This window comes from Microbacterium sp. NPDC056057, assembly GCF_042266945.1.
GTDB classification, from domain to species: Bacteria; Actinomycetota; Actinomycetes; order Actinomycetales; family Microbacteriaceae; genus Microbacterium; species Microbacterium trichothecenolyticum_C.
Genome location: NZ_JBHJWS010000005.1, coordinates 113,759 through 131,498, shown reverse-complemented (window position 1 = coordinate 131,498; position 17,740 = coordinate 113,759). Strand labels below are relative to the sequence as shown.

Here is a 17,740-nt window from a genome sequence, read left to right as displayed (position 1 = left end):
CCGGGGCGGGGCCGTGACCCCGCGCGCCGTAGGCTGGAACCATGCGCCTGCCCGTCACACCGACAACGACGCTGTGGCGCGAGCTGCGCGACCGTGTGCGGCGGCGCTACCCCGCCGGCCGCGTGATCGTGGCGATCGACGGGCTCGACGGCGCGGGCAAGACGGTGTTCGCCGACGGCCTCGCCGAGGTGTTCGCCGAGACCGGCGACGCCGTGTTCCGTGCGGGGATCGACGGCTTCCACCGCCCTCGCGCCGAGCGGTATCTGCGCGGGCGGCGCAGCCCGGAGGGCTTCTACCGGGACTCGTACGACTACGCCACGTTCCGCCGCGTGCTCGTCGACCCGTTCCGCGACGGCGCGCAGACCGCCGGGACCACCGGGTTCCAGCTGACCGCGTTCGACGTGGCGCGCGACGCACCCGTCGAATCGCAGTGGGTGACCGCCCCGCTCGACGCGGTGCTCGTGGTCGACGGCATCTTCCTCCACCGCCCCGAGCTGCGGGACCTGTGGGACTGGTCGGTCTGGCTCGATGTCTCCTTCGACGTCGCCTACGCCCGCATGGCGCTCCGTGACGACTCCGATCCCGACCCCGATGCCCCCTCCAACGCACGTTACCGGCAGGGACAGGAGATCTACCTGAACGAGGCACGCCCGCGGGACGCAGCATCCGTCATCGTCGACAACGCCGACCTCGCACACCCCCGGATCGTCGGGCGCAGCTGATGGCGGCACCCGGAATCCTGCTGGTCGACAAGCCCGGCGGCATCACCTCGCACGACGTCGTCGCTCGCTCGCGACGCGCACTCGGCACGCGCAAGATCGGCCATGCCGGCACGCTCGACCCGATGGCGACGGGCCTGCTCGTCCTCGGCGTCGAGGGCGCGACGAGACTGCTGACCTTCGTGGTCGGGCTCGACAAGACCTACGAAGCGACCATCCGGCTCGGTGTCGCGACCGACACCGACGACGCCGAGGGTCAGACGGTGTCGACGACGGATGCCTCGTCCCTCGACTCCGCCGAGATCGCCGTCGGAATCGCCGCACTGACCGGCCGCATCTCGCAGGTCCCCAGCACCTACTCGGCGATCAAGGTCGACGGGCGCCGCGCCTACGACCTCGCGCGGGCGGGGGAGGACGTGCAGCTCAAGGCCCGCGAGGTCACCGTGTCGCGGTTCGACATCCTCGCAGAGCGGCGGTCCGGCGGCGCCGTCGACCTCGACGTGGTCGTCGACTGCTCGAGCGGCACCTACATCCGCTCGCTCGCGCGCGACCTCGGCGCGGCACTCGGTGCCGGCGGTCACCTCACTGCGCTGCGGCGCACCCGCATCGGCCCGTTCGACATCGCGGAGGCGGCCGCCGTCGACGCGATGGCCGACGCGCGGCTGCTCGGCCCCGCGGCCGCGGCCACCGCCGTTCTCGGCAGGTTCGACGTCACCGCGGATGAGGCGCGCGACCTCCGCCACGGCAAGCGACTGCTGGGCGCCGCAGAGCGCCTGCCCGCCGATCCGACCGCCGCGATCGATCCGGACGGCGTGCTGGTCGGCATCGTCGAGCGCCGCGGCGCCGACGTGAAGAGCGCGATGAACATGCCCGAGGAGGCCGCCCGATGATCCTGTGGTTCACGATCGCGCAGGTCGCCGTCGCCGTCGCAGCCGGGCTGTTCTGCGTGATCGCCGGCCTCGCGGGTCGTCGCCCGAGCGACTGGACGGTCGGCTCGCTGGCGCTCGTCGAACTGCTGCTGCTGGTGCAGGTCGTGATCGCGATCGTCGCGCCGCTCGCGGGCAATCCGCCGTCGGGGAGCCTGCTCGAGTTCTGGGTCTATCTCATCTCGGCGGTGCTGCTGCCGTTCGCCGCGGTCGCGTGGGCGCTCCTCGAGCGCAGCCGCTGGAGCACGGTGATCATGGGCATCGCCGCACTGTCGATCGCGGTCATGGTGTGGCGCATGTACGTCATCTGGACCGTCCAGGTGGCCTGAGAAGCCGCGGCCCCGGCGACAAGAACTAAACTCGTCTGGTTATGTCGACCACTCCCGCTCGCCCCCGCATGACCGGCATCGGCCGCGTGCTCGTGATCGTCTACGCGATCATGGCTCTCGGCGCCACCGGTCGGTCCTTCGTGCAGATCGTCGAGCGTTTCGACGAGGCACCGGTCGCCTACACGCTGTCGGCGCTCTCCGCGGTCGTCTACATCGTCGCGACGCTCGCACTGGTCTTCGCCGGCCGCCGCGGCTGGTACGTCGTGGCGTGGGTGGCGATCGTGTTCGAGCTCGTCGGAGTGCTGGTCATCGGAACGCTGAGCCTCGTCATGCCGGAGCTCTTCGCCCACCCGACGGTGTGGTCGTGGTTCGGCATGGGCTACCTTTTCGTCCCGCTCGTGCTGCCGTTCCTCGGCATCTGGTGGCTCGCGACGCACCACCCCGCGGCCGCGGCGCAGACCCCCGCACCCGCGGCGGTCGCATCGTGATCGTCTTCCGCGATCCGAGCGAGGTGCCCGCGGGCTTCGGCCCCTCCGTCGTCGCGATCGGCAAGTTCGATGGCGTGCACTCGGGGCATCGCGCGGTCATCGACCGCGCGCGGGTGGATGCTGCGGCCTCCGGTGCGCGCGTCGTCGCGGTGACGTTCGACCGCAACCCGCTGGCGCTCCTGCGCCCCGAGATCTGCCCCGACAGCCTGGTGGGCGTGGAGCAGAAGCTCCGCCTGCTGGCGGACGCGGGCGTCGACGCGACGCTCATGCTCACCTTCGATCGGGCACTCGCCGACCTCGGCGCGCGGGAGTTCGTCGAGCACGTGCTCGTCGGCGCGCTCGGCGTGCGGATCGTGATGGTCGGCGCGGACTTCCGATTCGGCCGCGGCGGCGCCGGAAACCCCGAGCTGCTGCGCGAACTCGGCCCTGAGTTCGGCTTCGAGGTGGACGTCGTCGACGACGTGCGCGCCATCGACGCCGGCCGCCGCGTCTCGTCGACCTGGGTGCGGGAGCTGCTCGACGCCGGCGACGTCGGCGGCGCGACGCGCCTGCTCGGCCGCCCTCACTCCGTGCGCGGGGAAGTCGTCCACGGACTCAAACGCGGACGCGAGCTGGGCTTCCCGACCGCGAACCTCTCGGCCGACCTCGAGGGCTTCGTACCCGCCGAGGGCGTCTACGCCGGCTGGCTGGTGGACGAGGGGATGCCTCGGGACGGAGCATCCGAACCGCGCAGCAGCGTGCGGTACCCGGCGGCGATCAGCATCGGAACGAACCCCACCTTCGACGATGTGACGGTCCGCCAGGTCGAGGCGTACGTGCTCGACGAGACCGACCTCGACCTGTACGGACATGTCGTCGAGATCGAGTTCGTGTCGCGGATCCGCGGCATGGTCGCGTTCGAGGGGATCGAGCCGCTCATCAAGCAGATGAGCGACGACATCGTGCGCGTGCGGCGCCAACTGACCTGACGCGCCGGCCGCGGCATCCGTCCGTTCGTCGGCACCATCCTCGACCCGTAGACCGGCGCACCCGCTCGCCCCTACGATCGAGGCGTGCACGCGCTGGACCTGCTGGCGGCCGCCGATGCCGCCGATTCCGTCAACCTGTGGGGTGCGCTGGGGTGCGCGGTCGCGTACTCCGCATCGTTGCTGGCGACCCTCGACGCGTTCGCGGATCTCATCCTCGCGCGCGGTGACTCGCCGGCGGGGCGGCTGACACCGGGCATCGGCATGAAGTTCGCGTCGAAGCTCATCGCGGCCGCGATCGCGGTCGTGTCGGCGGCCATCGTGCTGGCGCTCGATGACAACTGGTTCGCGTTCACGACGCTGTCGATCGCGTTCATCGTGGTCGTGGGCATCGGTGTCTTCGTGTTGCTGCGGCACGCGAAGGTCACCGCCTCGCCGCCGGCGGCGACTGGCGGTGGAGGCATCCGTCCCGCCTCCTGATCCGGAGCACGATGCTCATGTGAGCAAAGTCTGTTCAGATGTTGGCGCCCGCCCGCGGTCTGTGTCAGCCTGGAGGAGACGACGGAAGGAGGATCGTGGACGCCGTCGACGAACTTCTCTCGATCCGCGCTGCCGAGCTCTACTACGAGGAGAACCTCACGCAGGAGGAGATCGGCCGCAATCTCCAGATCACGCGCTGGAAGGTCGGGCGCCTGCTCACCCAGGCGAAGGAAGAGGGTTTCGTCCGTATCGAGATCCTCCACTCCCGCGCGCGCCGTCCACAGCTGGAGCGTCGCCTCCGCGACGAGCGCGGCCTCGCCGACGCCGTCGTGGTCTCGCGCGCGGGCGTCCGCAGCGAGGATGAGCTCCAGCAGCGTGTGGCGCAGGCGGCCGCCGACCACCTCGCAGGTCTCCGCCCGAGCCCGCGCGTGCTCGGTGTCAGCTGGGGGCGCACCCTCTCCGACATCGCACACCACCTGCGCGACGGCTGGTCGCAGGCCACCGACGTCGTGCAGATCAACGGCGGCGTCAGCATGAGTCAGCGTCCCGGCACCGCGGCGGCCACCGCGGTCAGCATCGCTCAGAAGGGCGGGGGCACGGCAGCGCTGCTGCCGAGTCCTGCGATCCTCGAGCAGCGGGCGACGAAGGAGGCGATCGAGGCCGACCGCGTCGTGGCCAGAGTGCTCGACGCCGCGCGCTCGGCGAACGCGTACCTGTTCAGCGCGGGCGCCGCCGACCACGGCTCCGTCCACGTCGACAGCGGCTACCTCACGACCGCCGACATCGATCGACTCGTCGCAGCAGGCGCCGTCGGCGACGTCGTCGGGCGGTACATCGACGCCGGCGGACGCATCGTCGACGCCGATCTCGATGCTCGCACGGTCGGCCTCTCGCTCGATGATCTGCGGCGTGCCGACATCGCGATCGCCGCGATCGCGGGCGCGCCCAAGCGGGCGATCGCTTCCGCAGTCGTGGCGTCCGGGCTGTGCACCGTGCTCGTCACCGACGAATCCACCGCGCAGCACCTGCTCGACGGGTGAACTTCGGCGACAGCATCCCATCTCTCGAACCCCAATGAAAGCCAGGTCATGACATGTCAGGCACCTCCATCGTGACGCTGCCCGAGAGGGCCGTCGAGCTGCTCGGCGGGCAGCCCGACGACACGACACTGCGGCGCTACCTCCACGGACTCCCGGGCGTCGACGCCGTCGGCCTCGAGCAGCGCGCCGCCGACCTGGGCACCCGCTCCATCAAGACGACGTCGAAGGCGTGGGCGCTCGACAAGATCATCGAGCTCATCGACCTCACCACGCTCGAAGGCGCCGACACGCCCGGCAAGGTGCGCTCGCTCGTCGCGAAGGCGCTGAATCCGGATGCCTCCGACCCGACGTGCCCGCGCGTGGCCGCGGTCTGCGTGTACGGCGACATGGTGCCTTATGCCGTCGAGGCGCTGGGCGCCGCGCACGGCGACCCCGACGACGGCGGAGTGAGCGTGGCCGCGGTCGCGACAGCGTTCCCGAGCGGTCGCGCGTCGCTGGACATCAAGCTCGCCGACACCGCAGATGCCGTCGCACACGGCGCGGACGAGATCGACATGGTCATCGACCGCGGGGCATTCCTCGCGGGTCGCTACGGCCTCGTGTTCGACCAGATCGCCCGCGTGAAGCAGGCGTGCCGTCGTGCCGACGGCACGTACGCGTCGCTCAAGGTGATCCTCGAGACCGGCGAGCTCACCACCTACGACAACATCAAGCGCGCGTCGTGGCTGGCGATCCTCGCCGGCGGCGACTTCATCAAGACGTCGACGGGCAAGGTGCAGCCGGCGGCGACGCTGCCGACGACCCTCCTCATGCTCGAGGTCGTGCGCGACTGGCACCGTGCCACCGGCGAGAAGGTCGGCGTGAAGCCGGCCGGCGGCATCCGCACCTCGAAGGACGCCATCAAGTACCTCGTCACCGTCGCCGAGATCGCGGGCGAGGAATGGCTGCAGCCGCACCTGTTCCGGTACGGGGCATCCAGTCTCCTCAACGACGTGCTCCTGCAGCGTCAGAAGCTGAAGACCGGGCACTACTCCGGCGCCGACTACGTAACCATCGACTGAACCGGGAAGAAGACATGAGTTTCCTCGAGTACGCACCGGCGCCCGAGTCCCGCGCCATCCTGAATCTGCGCGATGAGTACGGGCTGTTCATCGACGGCGACTTCCGCGCAGGATCGGGCGAGTCGTTCGTCACGATCTCGCCCGCCGACGAGAAGCACATCGCCACCATCGCCACGGCGAACGAAGCGGATGTCGACGCCGCCGTCGCCGCCGCGCGCCGCGCCTACGACAAGACGTGGTCGAAGATGAGCGGCCGCGACCGCGGCAAGTACCTGTTCCGCATCGCGCGCCTCGTCCAAGAGCGGGCACGCGAGCTCGCCGTCGCTGAGAGCCTCGACAACGGAAAGCCGATCAAGGAGAGCCGCGACGTCGACGTGCCGCTGGTGGCCGCCTGGTTCTTCTACTACGCCGGCTGGGCGGACAAGCTCGACTACGCCGGCCTGGGTTCCGACCCGAAGCCGCTCGGCGTCGCCGGCCAGGTGATCCCCTGGAACTTCCCGCTGCTGATGCTCGCGTGGAAGATCGCCCCGGCGCTCGCGGCCGGCAACACGGTCGTGCTCAAGCCCGCCGAGACGACGCCGCTCACCGCGCTCCTGTTCGCCGAGATCCTGCAGCAGGCCGATCTTCCGCCGGGCGTCGTCAACATCGTGACGGGCGCCGGTGCGACCGGGGCGGCGCTGGTGCGGCATCCCGACATCGACAAGGTGGCCTTCACGGGATCCACCGCCGTCGGCCGGGAGATCGCCAAGGCCGTCGCCGGCACCGACAAGAAGGTGACGCTCGAGCTCGGCGGCAAGGCCGCGAACATCATCTTCGAGGACGCCCCGATCGAGCAGGCCATCGACGGCATCGTGACGGGGATCTTCTTCAATCAGGGTCAGGTGTGCTGCGCGGGCAGCCGCCTGGTGGTCCAGGAGTCGATTCACGACGAGGTCGTCGACCGGCTCAAGGCGCGCCTGTCGACGCTGCGCCTCGGTGACCCGCTCGACAAGAACACCGACATCGGAGCGATCAACTCGCTCGAGCAGCTCAATCGCGTGCGCGAGCTTTCGCGGATCGGCGACGAGGAGGGCGCTGAGCGCTGGACGGCCGATTGCGTGATCCCCGACAAGGGATTCTGGTTCGCGCCGACCATCTTCACGAACGTCCAGTCGAGCCACCGCATCGCGCGCGACGAGATCTTCGGTCCCGTGCTGTCGGTCCTGACCTTCCGTACGCCCGACGAAGCGATCGCGAAGGCGAACAACACACCGTACGGCCTGTCAGCGGGAGTCTGGACCGAGAAGGGGTCGCGCATCCTCGCCGTCGCCGACAAGCTGCGGGCGGGCGTCGTGTGGGCGAACACGTTCAACCGGTTCGACCCGTCGTCGCCGTTCGGCGGTTACAAGGAGTCCGGCTACGGCCGCGAGGGCGGCCGTCACGGCCTCGCCGCGTACCTCAAGGGAGCCTCGGCCGGCGATGCCGCGCGGCGCGTCGAAGCCGGCCGTTCGAAGAAGGAGGTCTCGGCATGAGCAAGCGACTGACCGTTCCCAAGACGTACAAGCTCTACATCGGCGGCGCCTTCCCGCGCAGCGAGTCGGGCCGCACCTACGAGGTCGCCACACCGAAGGGCGACTTCCTCGCGAACGCCGCGCTGGCCTCCCGCAAGGACGCCCGCGATGCCGTCGTCTCGGCCCGCGGCGCCGTCAAGGGCTGGTCGGGCGCCACGGCGTACAACCGTGGCCAGGTGCTGTACCGCGTCGCCGAGATCCTCGAGGGCCGTCGCGCCCAGTTCGTCGACGAGATCGTGCAGCAGACGGGCGTCTCCGCCGCGGTCGCCGGCGTCGAGGTCGACGAGTCGATCGACCGCTGGGTCTGGTACGCCGGCTGGTGCGACAAGTTCGGTCAGGTCGCCGGCAACGGCAACCCCGTCGCCGGTCCGTACTTCAACATCTCGGTGCCCGAGCCCACCGGGGTCGTGGGCGTCATCGCCCCGCAGGACACCGCGCTCGTCGGCCTGGTGTCGGCCATCGCGCCGGCGCTCGTCACCGGCAACTCGGTCGTCGTCGTCGCGTCGCAGCGGTATCCCCTCTCGGCGATCTCGCTCGCCGAGGTGCTCGCGACCAGTGACGTGCCCGGCGGAGTCGTCAACGTGCTCACCGGGTCGCCGGCCGAGATCGCCCCGTGGCTCGCGTCGCACCCCGACGTGCACGCGCTCGACCTCGTCGGCGCCGGCGACCTCGACTGGATCGACCTCCAGATCGCCGCGGCCGAGACGCTGACGCGCGTGCTCCCTCCCGAGAACGGGGAGGATGCTGCGGCCCCGAGCCTCGCTCGCATCAGCGCGTTCACCGAGACCAAGACCGTCTGGCACCCGAAGAGCCTCGTCTGAGCGATCAGGCGACGACTGCGAAAGGCCCCGCTTCCCTCCCTGGCGGAGGAGGCGGGGCCTTCGGCGTTTCGTGGGCTACACGAACATCTGGCGCAGCACTTCGATGTCGCCGACGTCGAGCGCCTGTTTGATGAGGTCGGCGTGGGCGGGATTGGGGAACAGGCCGGACAGGCGGTCCGTGAAGATCGCGCGCATGGCCTGGAGGTCGCCCGCCTGGGCCGCACTGCTCATCGCTTCGATCGCGAGCTGGTACGGGATCTGCTGGTAGCCGGCAGGCGCCCCGGCGGGGTTGAAGTACGGAATCCACGGGATGGAGCCGTCCGGGTGGAGCAGCAGCACCTCGCCGGGCTGGATGGTGCGGGTGTGGTTGAGGGTCGCGATGGTGAGCGCGTTCGCGATGCAGAATCGATCACCGATCGCGTACAGCGCGTCACCGGGCTCGACAGTGTAGGTCAAGACCCTGCCGTCGTTGTCCAGGCCGGCGGTGCCTGCGGCGAGGTCGCGTGCGCCCCGGTCCACCAGGTCTCCGCTCAGGCTGGCGCTCATTCCGCCGAGGTGGATCCACGCCGGGTTCTTGCACCCGGCAGGACTGTCCTTTGGGATCGCGGTGCCGTTGCCGACGTACACGTAGCCGTCGCCCAGCTCCTCGATCATCTTCTGCCCGATCGGGTCGTCCTCGTCGGACGGAGGCTCGACGGTCGGCTCCTCGGTCGGCTGGAAGATCGCCCAGGATGACACCTCTGCGTACGCGGCCGAGACGGTCGGGACGGCGAGGGCGACGAGGCCGCCGACGACGAGTACGGCGACGCCCGTCGTGATCTTGGCGGCGAGGTTCATCCGGACCAATGTAATGGGACTGGGTGTCCCAAAGCCAGAGTTCGGGCTTCAGCGAAGCTCGAGGCCGCCCCACTCACCGGGATGCGTCAGCTCGCCGTAGTGCACGTCGACGTCGCCCTGCGACACCGAGGCCACGCACGCCAGGAGCGACAGCGTCGGGTAGCCGAGCGGGCGGTTGTCGCGGATGATCGCGCCGTCGTCGGTGGGCGCGAGCTCGGCCGAGCGCTCGAGGACGTCGACCCACGGCATCCACCATCGTCCGTCCACGGCAGGCGCCGTCGACTGGAACTCGCCCAGCCACCGGGCGATCCGGGGTGTGCCGCTGTCGTCGACGTCATCGTGCGCGATCATGTGCGTGCCGGGTTCCAGTTCCGTCGTGCGGAGGGCGACGCCGTCCCACGTGAGCACGCGCGCGTGCGCGCCGTCGACCTCGACGAGATTGAAGCCGTGCGTCGCGGGCTCGCCGGCGGGGGAGCGGCCCGCGACCGCGTCGAGCACGATGCCGCCGCGCGACACGAGCTCGGATTCGGGGCGCGTCGACTCGTCGGCGCGGTTGAGGAGCACCGCGAGGCGGCCGGCCGCCGGATCGGCCGCGAGCCAGGCGCCGCCCGCGCGTGCATCGCGCACGCCGACGACGCCGTCGTGCGCCTCGGGCCACCAGCGGCCGAGCGGGTTCCACGGCCGTTCGGGATCCTCGTCGCGGATCGCGAGCACGCGCGTGGGCTCTTCCGGCGACTCGGGGACGCGGATCACGACGGTGCACATTTCGGCGCTCCTCGGGTGGGTCGTACGGCGGGTGGGCCGGGTGTTCGGGCAGTCGTGCCAAGATCGGAGGGTGTTCGTCGTGGTCGGGGTCACCGGTGGCATCGCCGCCTACAAGACGGTTCAGCTCGTGCGCCTGCTCGTCAAGGACGGGCACGAGGTCCACGTCGTCCCCACGGAGGACGCGCTGCGCTTCGTGGGGATGCCGACCTGGGAGGCGATCAGCCGTCACCCCGTGACGACCTCCGTCCACGACGACGTCGCACGGGTTCGTCACGTCGCGCTCGGCCAGGCGGCTGACCTCGTGATCGTGGCGCCCGCGACGGCGAACACCCTGGCGAAGATGACCGCGGGGCTCGCGGACGACCTCCTGGGAACGACCCTACTCGCCACCACGGCACCGGTCGTCGTGGCGCCCGCGATGCACACCGAGATGTGGCGACACCCCTCGACGGCCCACAACATGGCGGTGCTGCGCGAGCGCGGCGTCATCGTGGTCGGCCCGGCGGACGGTGAGCTCACCGGCGGCGACAGCGGACCGGGACGGATGTCGGAGCCCGAGGTCATCGTCGAAGCCGCGCTCGCCGCGGCCGAGGGCGGCGCCGGCGACCTGCGCGGACTGCGCGTCGTCGTGAGCGCCGGTGGCACCCGCGAGCCGATCGATCCCGTCCGCTACATCGGCAACCGCTCCAGCGGACGGCAGGGCGTCGCCGTCGCCCTCTCCGCCGCGGAGCGCGGGGCCGACGTCGTGCTCGTCGCCGCCCACGTGGACGACGGCGTGCTGGCCGCGGCATCCGCTCGGCCCGGTCTGCGGGTCGTGCGCGCGGGCACCGCGGCGGAGCTCGGCGAGGCCGTCGCGGCGGAGGCTGGAGCGGCCGATGTCATCGTGATGGCGGCCGCCGTCGCCGACTACCGCGTGGCCGAGGTGTCGCCGCTCAAGCGTTCCAAGGAGTCGGCTCCGGTCGGCGGCATCACGCTCGACCTCATTGAGAACGACGACATCCTTGCGGGACTCGTCCGGGGTCGGCACGAGGGGCAGACGATCGTCGGATTCGCGGCCGAGACGCCGGGCGACGGCGAGACCCTCCTCGACCGAGGGCGGCGCAAGGCGGCGCGCAAGGGGGCCGATCTGCTCGCGGTGAACGAGGTGGGCTGGTCGAAGGGATTCGAGGCCGCCGACAACGCCGTCACGATCATCAGCGCCGACGGCGAGGTCATCGGTGCCCGGCGAGGGAGCAAAGAAGACGTCGCCGAAGCCCTCTGGGACGCGGTCCGCATGGTGCGCGAAAGCCAAGCCAAAACAAAGTAACGAATAAGTAACGGCGCATGTAGAGTGGTCCGCACCACGTCGACGACGACGTGGGGTACGACCCCCGGAGGACATGCCCGATGCCCTACTCCGCGGCATCCGATCGCGCCCGCGACCGGATCCACGCCCTGTCCGTCATGTGCGTCCTCGCGATCGCGAGCCTGGTGATCGCCTTCCTCGGCGCCACTCCTGCGCGCGTGAGTTCGCGCGAGCTGATGGGGGACGAGCGGACGCCGGGAGAAGCCGCGTTCATCGCCAGCCATCGCGGGGGAGCGGCGACCGCGCCCGAGAACACGCTGCCCGCCATCACCGCCGCGCTGGCGGCCGGGTTCGACTACGTCGAGGTCGACGTCGCGCTCACCGCCGACCGGCAGCCGGTGCTCATGCACGACAAGACGGTCGATCGCACCACCGACGGTCACGGGCGGCTCGCGTCCCTGAGCCTGGCCGAGGTCAAGGCCCTCGACGCCGGCGCCTGGTTCGACCGCGGCTTCGCCGGCACTCCGGTCCCCACCTTCGTGGAGTTCCTCGACGCGCTCGTCGCCGCCGACGGGCGCGCGATCGTGGAGCTGAAGGGCGAATGGGATGCCGCGGCCGTCGACGCGGCGGTCGCCGAGGTCGCCGCGCGCGGCCTCGAGCGCCGCATCGTCTTCGCGAGCTTCGATGCGCGGACGCTCGCGCTCGCTGCGGCCGGCTCGGACGTGCTGTCGCGGCTGCTCATCCTGAAGCAGCTCCCGTCGGACGTCGTGAGCGCGGTCGCCGAGGCCGGAGCGCGCGGTGTCGTCGTGAACCGCAAGGCGGTGCTCGCGCGGCCGGGCATCGTCGATGAGCTGCACGCCGCAGGCGCGCGCGTGGTCGTCTACACGCTCAACGACGACTCCCAGTGGGACGAGGTCACGGCCCTCGGCGTGGACGGCATCGTCACCGACGACCCGCACACGCTGTCGGAGTGGCAGAGCGCCTACGCCGGCCCGTGACGCCCGTGCTCGTGCGCGCGGCGTGGCCCGCGGCATCCGTCCGCCCGTCTCGTTAGGGTCGAAGGCGCGTCGCCCTTCCGTCATCCGCGGCGCGCGAGAGGTGGCGTGGGAATGGTCGTGCAGAGCCGGTTGACGCGGATCGTGATCGGGTGCGTCGCGCTCACGGCCCTGGCGGCTGTCGTCACCGGATGCCGGCCCGAGTCCGAGGCGACGCCCTCGAGCAGTCCCTCGATCACGATGAAGGACCAGACGCCGGATCCGTCTGCGACCCCGGTCGAGACCGAGAAGCCCCAGGCCGATTTCGAGGTGCCCGGCGCGTGCGAGGAGATCTACTCCGCTGCGATGCTCGCGCAGCTGCAGTCGGCGAACCCGCCCCTCAACGACCCGGGCGTGACGATGCTCTCGACGGAGAACGCCGACCTGCTCGAGATCATCCACGGCGGAGCGCCGACGCTGCGCTGCTCGTGGGGGCAGCCGAGCGAGTTCGGGCTCGCGACCAACGTGACCGCGGTCGACGCCGATCAGGAGAAGGCCGTGCTCGCGGCGCTGCCCGTGGCGGGCTTCGGCTGCGAGGTGCTCGGCGACGGCACCGTGTGCCGCATCGAGCAGAAGGGCGTGACGCTCGACGACAAGGAGTACACCCGCGGCGAGACGCACTACGTCGGCGGCGGCGGACTCGTGACGACGGCGTGGATCAACTTCGCCCCCGAGGGGTACACCGAAGACATCGTGGCGACGCTCTGGGGCTGAGTCCCGCGTTTTCCCGCGCGGGTTTGCCCCGTTCCGGGGTCCGTTCCCCTAGAATGGTGCGCGGGGAACCGCTGACGATGTCGCAGCTCGCAGAAGCGAGTGCCCGCGACCGCCGGCGGCGAATCCCTGATCCCGCGTTCGCGACGGCGTTCGCGCCGCCCGCGGGAGCACGCAGAACCATCGGCGTCATCCGATTCCCGCCGGACCCCCTATCCGGCATTCACGCTCAGGAGGAGCATGCCGACCACGGCACCCGCCCAGACGGCGCAGCGTCGCCGCAAGTCCTCGTCCGCGCGCCGCGACGACGAGGCCCCCATCATCCCGATCCTCGCCCGCAAGGTGCGCGAGGTCGAGGCGAAGGCCCAGCGCGGCAAGCTCGGGCCGACCAACCGCGTCAAGTTCCAGGTCATCGCGTTCCTGGTGCGCGAGGAGCGCGCGCGTGTGAAGGGCGACACGGAGCTGACGGATGCTGCGCGCGCCGAGTTGCTGAAGCGGCTCGACGGCGTCGCCACCATCCTCGCGAAGACCGCTGCGCGCGACACTTCGCTCATCCAGCTGCTCGAGGTCGACCAGGCCACCTCTCCCGTCGCCCGGCGCATGCGCCGTGACTGGCTTTTGGAGTCGGGTGCCGAGCTGGCGCCCGACGAGCTCATCATCACCGACGTCGCCCCGGTCGTCGCGACCGTCGTGCCGGCCGCGCTCGCGGAGCGTCAGGTCGTGCCGCAGCAGGTCGAGGCACGACGCGAGTCCAACCCGTTCCTCGCGCCCGACCTCACGGCCCGCGCCCCGAAGCAGACGCCGCGCCGGCGCCTCGACAGCTGGGAGCTCATGGGCCCGCTGTACAAGGCGTTCGAGACGGGTGCCGGCGGCGCCGCCGCCTCGATGGACCTCCCGCCGGTCCCCGAGTTCGACCGCCTGTCGCCGAAGGGCCTCGAGGTCATGCCGCACCAGTCGCGGTTCCTCGAGTCGGTGCGCGCCGGCCACCGGACGTTCCTCCTCGCCGACGAGCCGGGCCTCGGCAAGACGGCGGAGTCGGTGCTCGCAGCATCCGTCGCGGGTGCGTATCCGCTCCTCGCGGTCGTCCCGAATGTCGTGAAGATGAACTGGGCGCGCGAGGTGGAGCGCTGGACGCCCCACCGCCGTGCCACGGTGATCCACGGCGACGGTGAGGGCATCGACGCGTTCGCTGACGTGTTCATCGTCAACTACGAGATCCTCGACCGCCACCTGTCGTGGCTCAGCTCGATCGGGCTGAAGGGCATGGTCGTCGACGAGGCGCACTTCATCAAGAACCTCACCTCGCAGCGCTCGCAGAACGTGCTGGCGCTCGCGACGCGCATCCGCGAGCAGACGCCCAACCCGCTGCTGCTCGCCCTCACCGGTACGCCGCTGATCAACGACGTCGAGGACTTCGACGCGATCTGGCGCTTCCTCGGCTGGACCACCGGCGAGAAGCCCGGTCCGGTGCTGATGGAGAAGCTCGACGAGACCGGGCTCACGCCCGCCGACAAGTCGTTCTATCCCGAGGCGCGCGACGCGGTCATCTCGATGGGCATCGTGCGGCGCAAGAAGAAGGATGTCGCGGCCGACCTGCCCGACAAGCTCATCGCCGACCTCCCCGTGGAGCTCGACGACGAGTTCGGTCGCTCGATCCGCCAGGCCGAGCGCGAGCTCGGTGAGCGTCTCGCCGCGAAGTACCGCCGCATCATCGAAGCGCGCGGCGACCGCGGCCACGGCCCCGGCCACATCGACGAGGACATCGTCCGCCTGGTGGCGCACAACGAGCTCGAGGAGTCGAAGGCCGCCGGCACCGGCTCGGAGAACGTCTTCACCATGGTGCGCAAGATCGGCCAGGCCAAGGCTCAGCTCGCCGCCGATTACGCCGTGCAGCTGCAGCGCTCGGTCGGCAAAGTCGTGTTCTTCGCCAAGCACATCGACGTCATGGACACCGCCGAGGCGCACTTCGCGGCGGCAGGGCTCAAGACGGTGTCGCTGCGCGGCGACCAGGCCACCACGGCCCGCCAGCAGGCGATCGACGCGTTCAACAACGACCCCGAGGTCGGCATCGCGGTCTGCTCGCTCACCGCGGCAGGCGTCGGCGTGAACATGCAGGCGTCGTCGAACGTCGTGCTCGCGGAGCTGTCCTGGACGGCTGCCGAGCAGACGCAGGCGATCGACCGCGTGCACCGCATCGGCCAGGACGAGCCCGTGACCGCGTGGCGCATCATCGCCGCCCACACGATCGACACCAAGATCGCCGAGCTCATCGACTCCAAGCAGGGTCTCGCCGCCCGCGCGCTCGACGGCGAGGCCGTCGACCCGCAGTCGAGCGACTCGGTGCAGCTGTCGGCGCTCATGCACCTGCTGCGTCAGGCGCTCGGCGCCGCGTAACCCGCGACTCGACGAGGGGCGGTGCGGGCTCGCGCCGCCCCTTCGTCGTCCGCAGGAGCGTGATCCCTGGCCCGCTAGGGTGGCGGGATGTCTGTCGACGCCGACGTCCTGCTGGCGGGCCCGCGCGGCCGTCGCCTGTGCCTGGAGTATGCGCTGGCGTGCGCGTTCCGGGCCGAGACGACCGAGAGCCGTGAGGCTGCGAACACGATCTGGTGGGCCGCCGGCGCCTTCGAGACGAACGGCACCACGATCGTGCTCCGCTCCAGCGGCGACAGGACACGATACGACCCGCCGACGGCATCACCCGCGGACGCGGCCGCGGCGCTCGATGCCATCGGGCTCGACGCGCCGACTTCCGCGACGCTGCGCGATGCGCTCGCGGCATCGGTGCAGGCGGCGATGTACTGGCAGGAGCCGGACGGGCGTGATCTGCTGTGCGCGACCGACGACGTCCGTGCAGCCCTGCGCCGCGTCGCGGCGTTCCTCGCCGGCTCGCCCCTCGCCGCGTGGTGGAGTGACGGTGTCGCGGAGGGCGACCAGTGGGCCGTGCCCTGGGACGGTGCCGGTCGCGCGTCCTCGGATGTCGCGGCGGACCTGCGCGGGTGGCGCGAGCGGACGCTCGCCGACAACGCCCGCGCCGCCCGCGAGCGCCCCGACGATCCGACCGCGCCGTGGGGTGGTCCGTGGTGGTCGATTCCGCCGACCTCTCTGGTGCGGACGACCCGAGGGCTCGCCGGCGACGGGCCGGCGGGACTCTGGTTCGTCGAGGACTCCTTCGGCGAGGACGCCGCCTCGGCGACGCCCGTCGACGTGTACCCGGCGCGCGTGGTCGAGATCGACGGCCCGGAGGACTGGGCGCGGCTGTGCGCGCAGCATCCACTCGATGTCACCGCCTCCCGACGCCACGACTGGTTCCGCGTCACCGGTCTCGACCGCAGGTGGGTCATCCCCGACTGGGCTGCCGTCGCCGCCGAGGCGGACGCCGTCCATCTCAGCGTCGCGGGCTACCTGTCGACCGCCACACGGCTCATCGAGGTCGACGGTGGAGGCGCGTCGGTGCTCGCCGGATGGAACCCCGAAGAGACGTTCTGGTTCCGCGGGACGTCGGCGCGCCCGGCGGGCGAGCAGCGGTGGCGGCGCGAAAACGATGCCTGGGAGCGCATCGCGGACTGACCCGGCCTGGGCCCGCGGGCCCCGTGTGGCAGGCCGGGCGATCCGGCACTAGTGTCAGGGGAGGCAGCGACGCCGACCCTCTTCACCGACCCGACAGCGAGGAACACAGCAATGAAGATCGGCATCCTGACGAGCGGCGGCGACTGCCCCGGGCTCAACGCAGTGATCCGTGGCGTGGTGCTCAAGGGCACGACGAAATACGACCTCGAGTTCGTCGGCATCCGCGACGGCTGGCGCGGAGTGGTCGACGGCGATTTCTTCCCGCTGACCCGGCACGAGGTGAAGGGCCTGTCGAAGGTCGGCGGCACGATCCTCGGCACCTCGCGCACGAATCCGTACGAAGGACCGCGCGGCGGCGCCGAGAACATCGCCAAGACGATGTACGGCCACCGCCTCGACGGCATCATCGCGATCGGCGGCGAGGGAACCCTCGCGGCCGCGAACCGCCTCTCGAACGACGGCATCAACGTGCTCGGCGTCCCGAAGACGATCGACAACGACCTGCGCGCCACCGACTACTCGTTCGGCTTCGACACCGCCGTCAACATCGCGACGGACGCGATGGACCGCCTGCGCACCACCGGCGACTCGCACCAGCGGTGCATGGTCGCCGAGGTGATGGGCCGCCACGTGGGCTGGATCGCCCTGCACGCCGGCATGGCTGCGGGTGCCCACGCCATCTGCATCCCCGAGGTGCCGATGTCGATCGACGAGATCACCGCGCTCGTCTCGAAGGCCCACGACCGCGGCCGCGCGCCGCTCGTGGTCGTGTCGGAGGGCTTCACCCTGACCGGCATGGACGAGGCTTACAGCGACAAGGGGCTCGACGCGTTCAACCGCCCGCGCCTCGGCGGCATCAGCGAGATCCTCGCGCCCGAGATCGAGCGCATCACGGGCATCGAGACCCGCGCAACCGTGCTCGGCCACATCCAGCGCGGCGGCTCGCCGTCGGGCTTCGATCGTGTGCTCGCGACACGCCTCGGCCTGCACGCCGCCGACGCGGTCGTCGACGGCGCGTGGGGTCAGATGGTCGCGATGCGCGGCACCGACATCGTGCGCGTCCCGTTCGCCGACGCGCTCGGCGAGCTCAACACCGTTCCCCTCTACCGCTACGAAGAGGCCGCCGCGCTGTTCGGCTGACACTGCGCGGTGGGATGACGGA

Annotated in this window: 18 protein-coding genes; 16 read left to right on the top strand and 2 right to left on the bottom strand. The window is 70.9% G+C overall.

What is annotated here, in order from left to right; all coding sequences use genetic code 11:
• The first annotated feature begins 41 nt into the window (after positions 1-41).
• The 10 genes from ACFC1K_RS19300 to ACFC1K_RS19255 all read left to right on the top strand — a co-directional run bounded on the left by ACFC1K_RS19300 (position 42) and on the right by ACFC1K_RS19255 (position 8,379).
• Positions 42-722, top strand: a complete 681-nt coding sequence (locus ACFC1K_RS19300; protein WP_375872846.1) for a uridine kinase — start codon at positions 42-44, stop codon at positions 720-722.
• Entirely contained in the window at positions 722-1,609 is an 888-nt protein-coding gene (truB, locus tag ACFC1K_RS19295; protein ID WP_375872845.1) for a tRNA pseudouridine(55) synthase TruB, read from the top strand. Before ACFC1K_RS19300 ends, truB begins: the two co-directional genes overlap by 1 nt.
• On the top strand, positions 1,606-1,974 hold the full coding sequence (locus tag ACFC1K_RS19290) for a hypothetical protein (protein ID WP_375872844.1): 369 nt from the start codon (positions 1,606-1,608) through the stop codon (positions 1,972-1,974). The genes truB and ACFC1K_RS19290 overlap by 4 nt, the downstream gene beginning before the upstream one ends.
• Before the next feature lie 68 nt (positions 1,975-2,042).
• The gene (locus ACFC1K_RS19285) at positions 2,043-2,462 is read left to right on the top strand and encodes a hypothetical protein (protein ID WP_310290070.1); all 420 of its coding nucleotides are present in this window, start codon (positions 2,043-2,045) and stop codon (positions 2,460-2,462) included.
• Positions 2,459-3,430 (top strand): bifunctional riboflavin kinase/FAD synthetase, encoded by a 972-nt coding sequence (locus tag ACFC1K_RS19280; protein WP_310289738.1) that lies wholly within the window; start codon positions 2,459-2,461, stop codon positions 3,428-3,430. Before ACFC1K_RS19285 ends, ACFC1K_RS19280 begins: the two co-directional genes overlap by 4 nt.
• Before the next feature lie 84 nt (positions 3,431-3,514).
• Complete coding sequence (locus tag ACFC1K_RS19275; RefSeq protein WP_310289739.1) at positions 3,515-3,907, top strand: hypothetical protein; 393 nt, start codon at positions 3,515-3,517, stop codon at positions 3,905-3,907.
• A gap of 95 nt (positions 3,908-4,002) precedes the next feature.
• Positions 4,003-4,947, top strand: coding sequence for a sugar-binding transcriptional regulator (locus ACFC1K_RS19270; protein ID WP_375872843.1), 945 nt, complete (start codon positions 4,003-4,005; stop codon positions 4,945-4,947).
• Between the two features lie 53 nt (positions 4,948-5,000).
• Positions 5,001-6,008 (top strand): deoxyribose-phosphate aldolase, encoded by a 1,008-nt coding sequence (deoC, locus tag ACFC1K_RS19265; protein ID WP_375872842.1) that lies wholly within the window; start codon positions 5,001-5,003, stop codon positions 6,006-6,008.
• A 14-nt stretch (positions 6,009-6,022) separates the two neighbouring features.
• Positions 6,023-7,519 (top strand): aldehyde dehydrogenase family protein, encoded by a 1,497-nt coding sequence (locus tag ACFC1K_RS19260; protein WP_310289742.1) that lies wholly within the window; start codon positions 6,023-6,025, stop codon positions 7,517-7,519.
• Complete coding sequence (locus ACFC1K_RS19255; protein WP_375872841.1) at positions 7,516-8,379, top strand: aldehyde dehydrogenase family protein; 864 nt, start codon at positions 7,516-7,518, stop codon at positions 8,377-8,379. The genes ACFC1K_RS19260 and ACFC1K_RS19255 overlap by 4 nt, the downstream gene beginning before the upstream one ends.
• Before the next feature lie 75 nt (positions 8,380-8,454).
• On the opposite strand, the gene ACFC1K_RS19250 is transcribed toward ACFC1K_RS19255, so the two are convergent.
• Both ACFC1K_RS19250 and ACFC1K_RS19245 read right to left on the bottom strand, forming a co-directional pair.
• Positions 8,455-9,216, bottom strand: a complete 762-nt coding sequence (locus ACFC1K_RS19250) for a hypothetical protein (protein WP_375872840.1) — start codon at positions 9,214-9,216, stop codon at positions 8,455-8,457.
• A 48-nt stretch (positions 9,217-9,264) separates the two neighbouring features.
• Complete coding sequence (locus ACFC1K_RS19245; RefSeq protein ID WP_375872839.1) at positions 9,265-9,981, bottom strand: NRDE family protein; 717 nt, start codon at positions 9,979-9,981, stop codon at positions 9,265-9,267.
• A gap of 70 nt (positions 9,982-10,051) precedes the next feature.
• On the opposite strand from ACFC1K_RS19245, the gene coaBC reads away from it, so the two are divergent.
• The 6 genes from coaBC (at position 10,052) to ACFC1K_RS19215 (ending at position 17,718) form a co-directional block, all read left to right on the top strand.
• Positions 10,052-11,287 carry a bifunctional phosphopantothenoylcysteine decarboxylase/phosphopantothenate--cysteine ligase CoaBC gene (coaBC, locus tag ACFC1K_RS19240; RefSeq protein WP_375872838.1) on the top strand — a complete coding sequence of 412 codons (1,236 nt, stop codon included), beginning with the start codon at positions 10,052-10,054 and terminating at the stop codon, positions 11,285-11,287.
• Between the two features lie 80 nt (positions 11,288-11,367).
• Positions 11,368-12,264: a glycerophosphodiester phosphodiesterase gene (locus tag ACFC1K_RS19235; protein WP_375872837.1), complete on the top strand. Its 897-nt coding sequence runs from the start codon at positions 11,368-11,370 to the stop codon at positions 12,262-12,264.
• 111 nt (positions 12,265-12,375) lie between these two features.
• Entirely contained in the window at positions 12,376-13,014 is a 639-nt protein-coding gene (locus tag ACFC1K_RS19230) for a hypothetical protein (protein ID WP_375872836.1), read from the top strand.
• 237 nt (positions 13,015-13,251) lie between these two features.
• Positions 13,252-15,405, top strand: a complete 2,154-nt coding sequence (locus ACFC1K_RS19225) for a DEAD/DEAH box helicase (RefSeq protein WP_375872835.1) — start codon at positions 13,252-13,254, stop codon at positions 15,403-15,405.
• A gap of 87 nt (positions 15,406-15,492) precedes the next feature.
• Positions 15,493-16,578: a hypothetical protein gene (locus tag ACFC1K_RS19220; protein WP_375872834.1), complete on the top strand. Its 1,086-nt coding sequence runs from the start codon at positions 15,493-15,495 to the stop codon at positions 16,576-16,578.
• Positions 16,579-16,689: 111 nt separating this feature from the next.
• Positions 16,690-17,718 (top strand): ATP-dependent 6-phosphofructokinase, encoded by a 1,029-nt coding sequence (locus tag ACFC1K_RS19215; RefSeq protein ID WP_310289757.1) that lies wholly within the window; start codon positions 16,690-16,692, stop codon positions 17,716-17,718.
• Positions 17,719-17,740 lie beyond the last annotated feature (22 nt).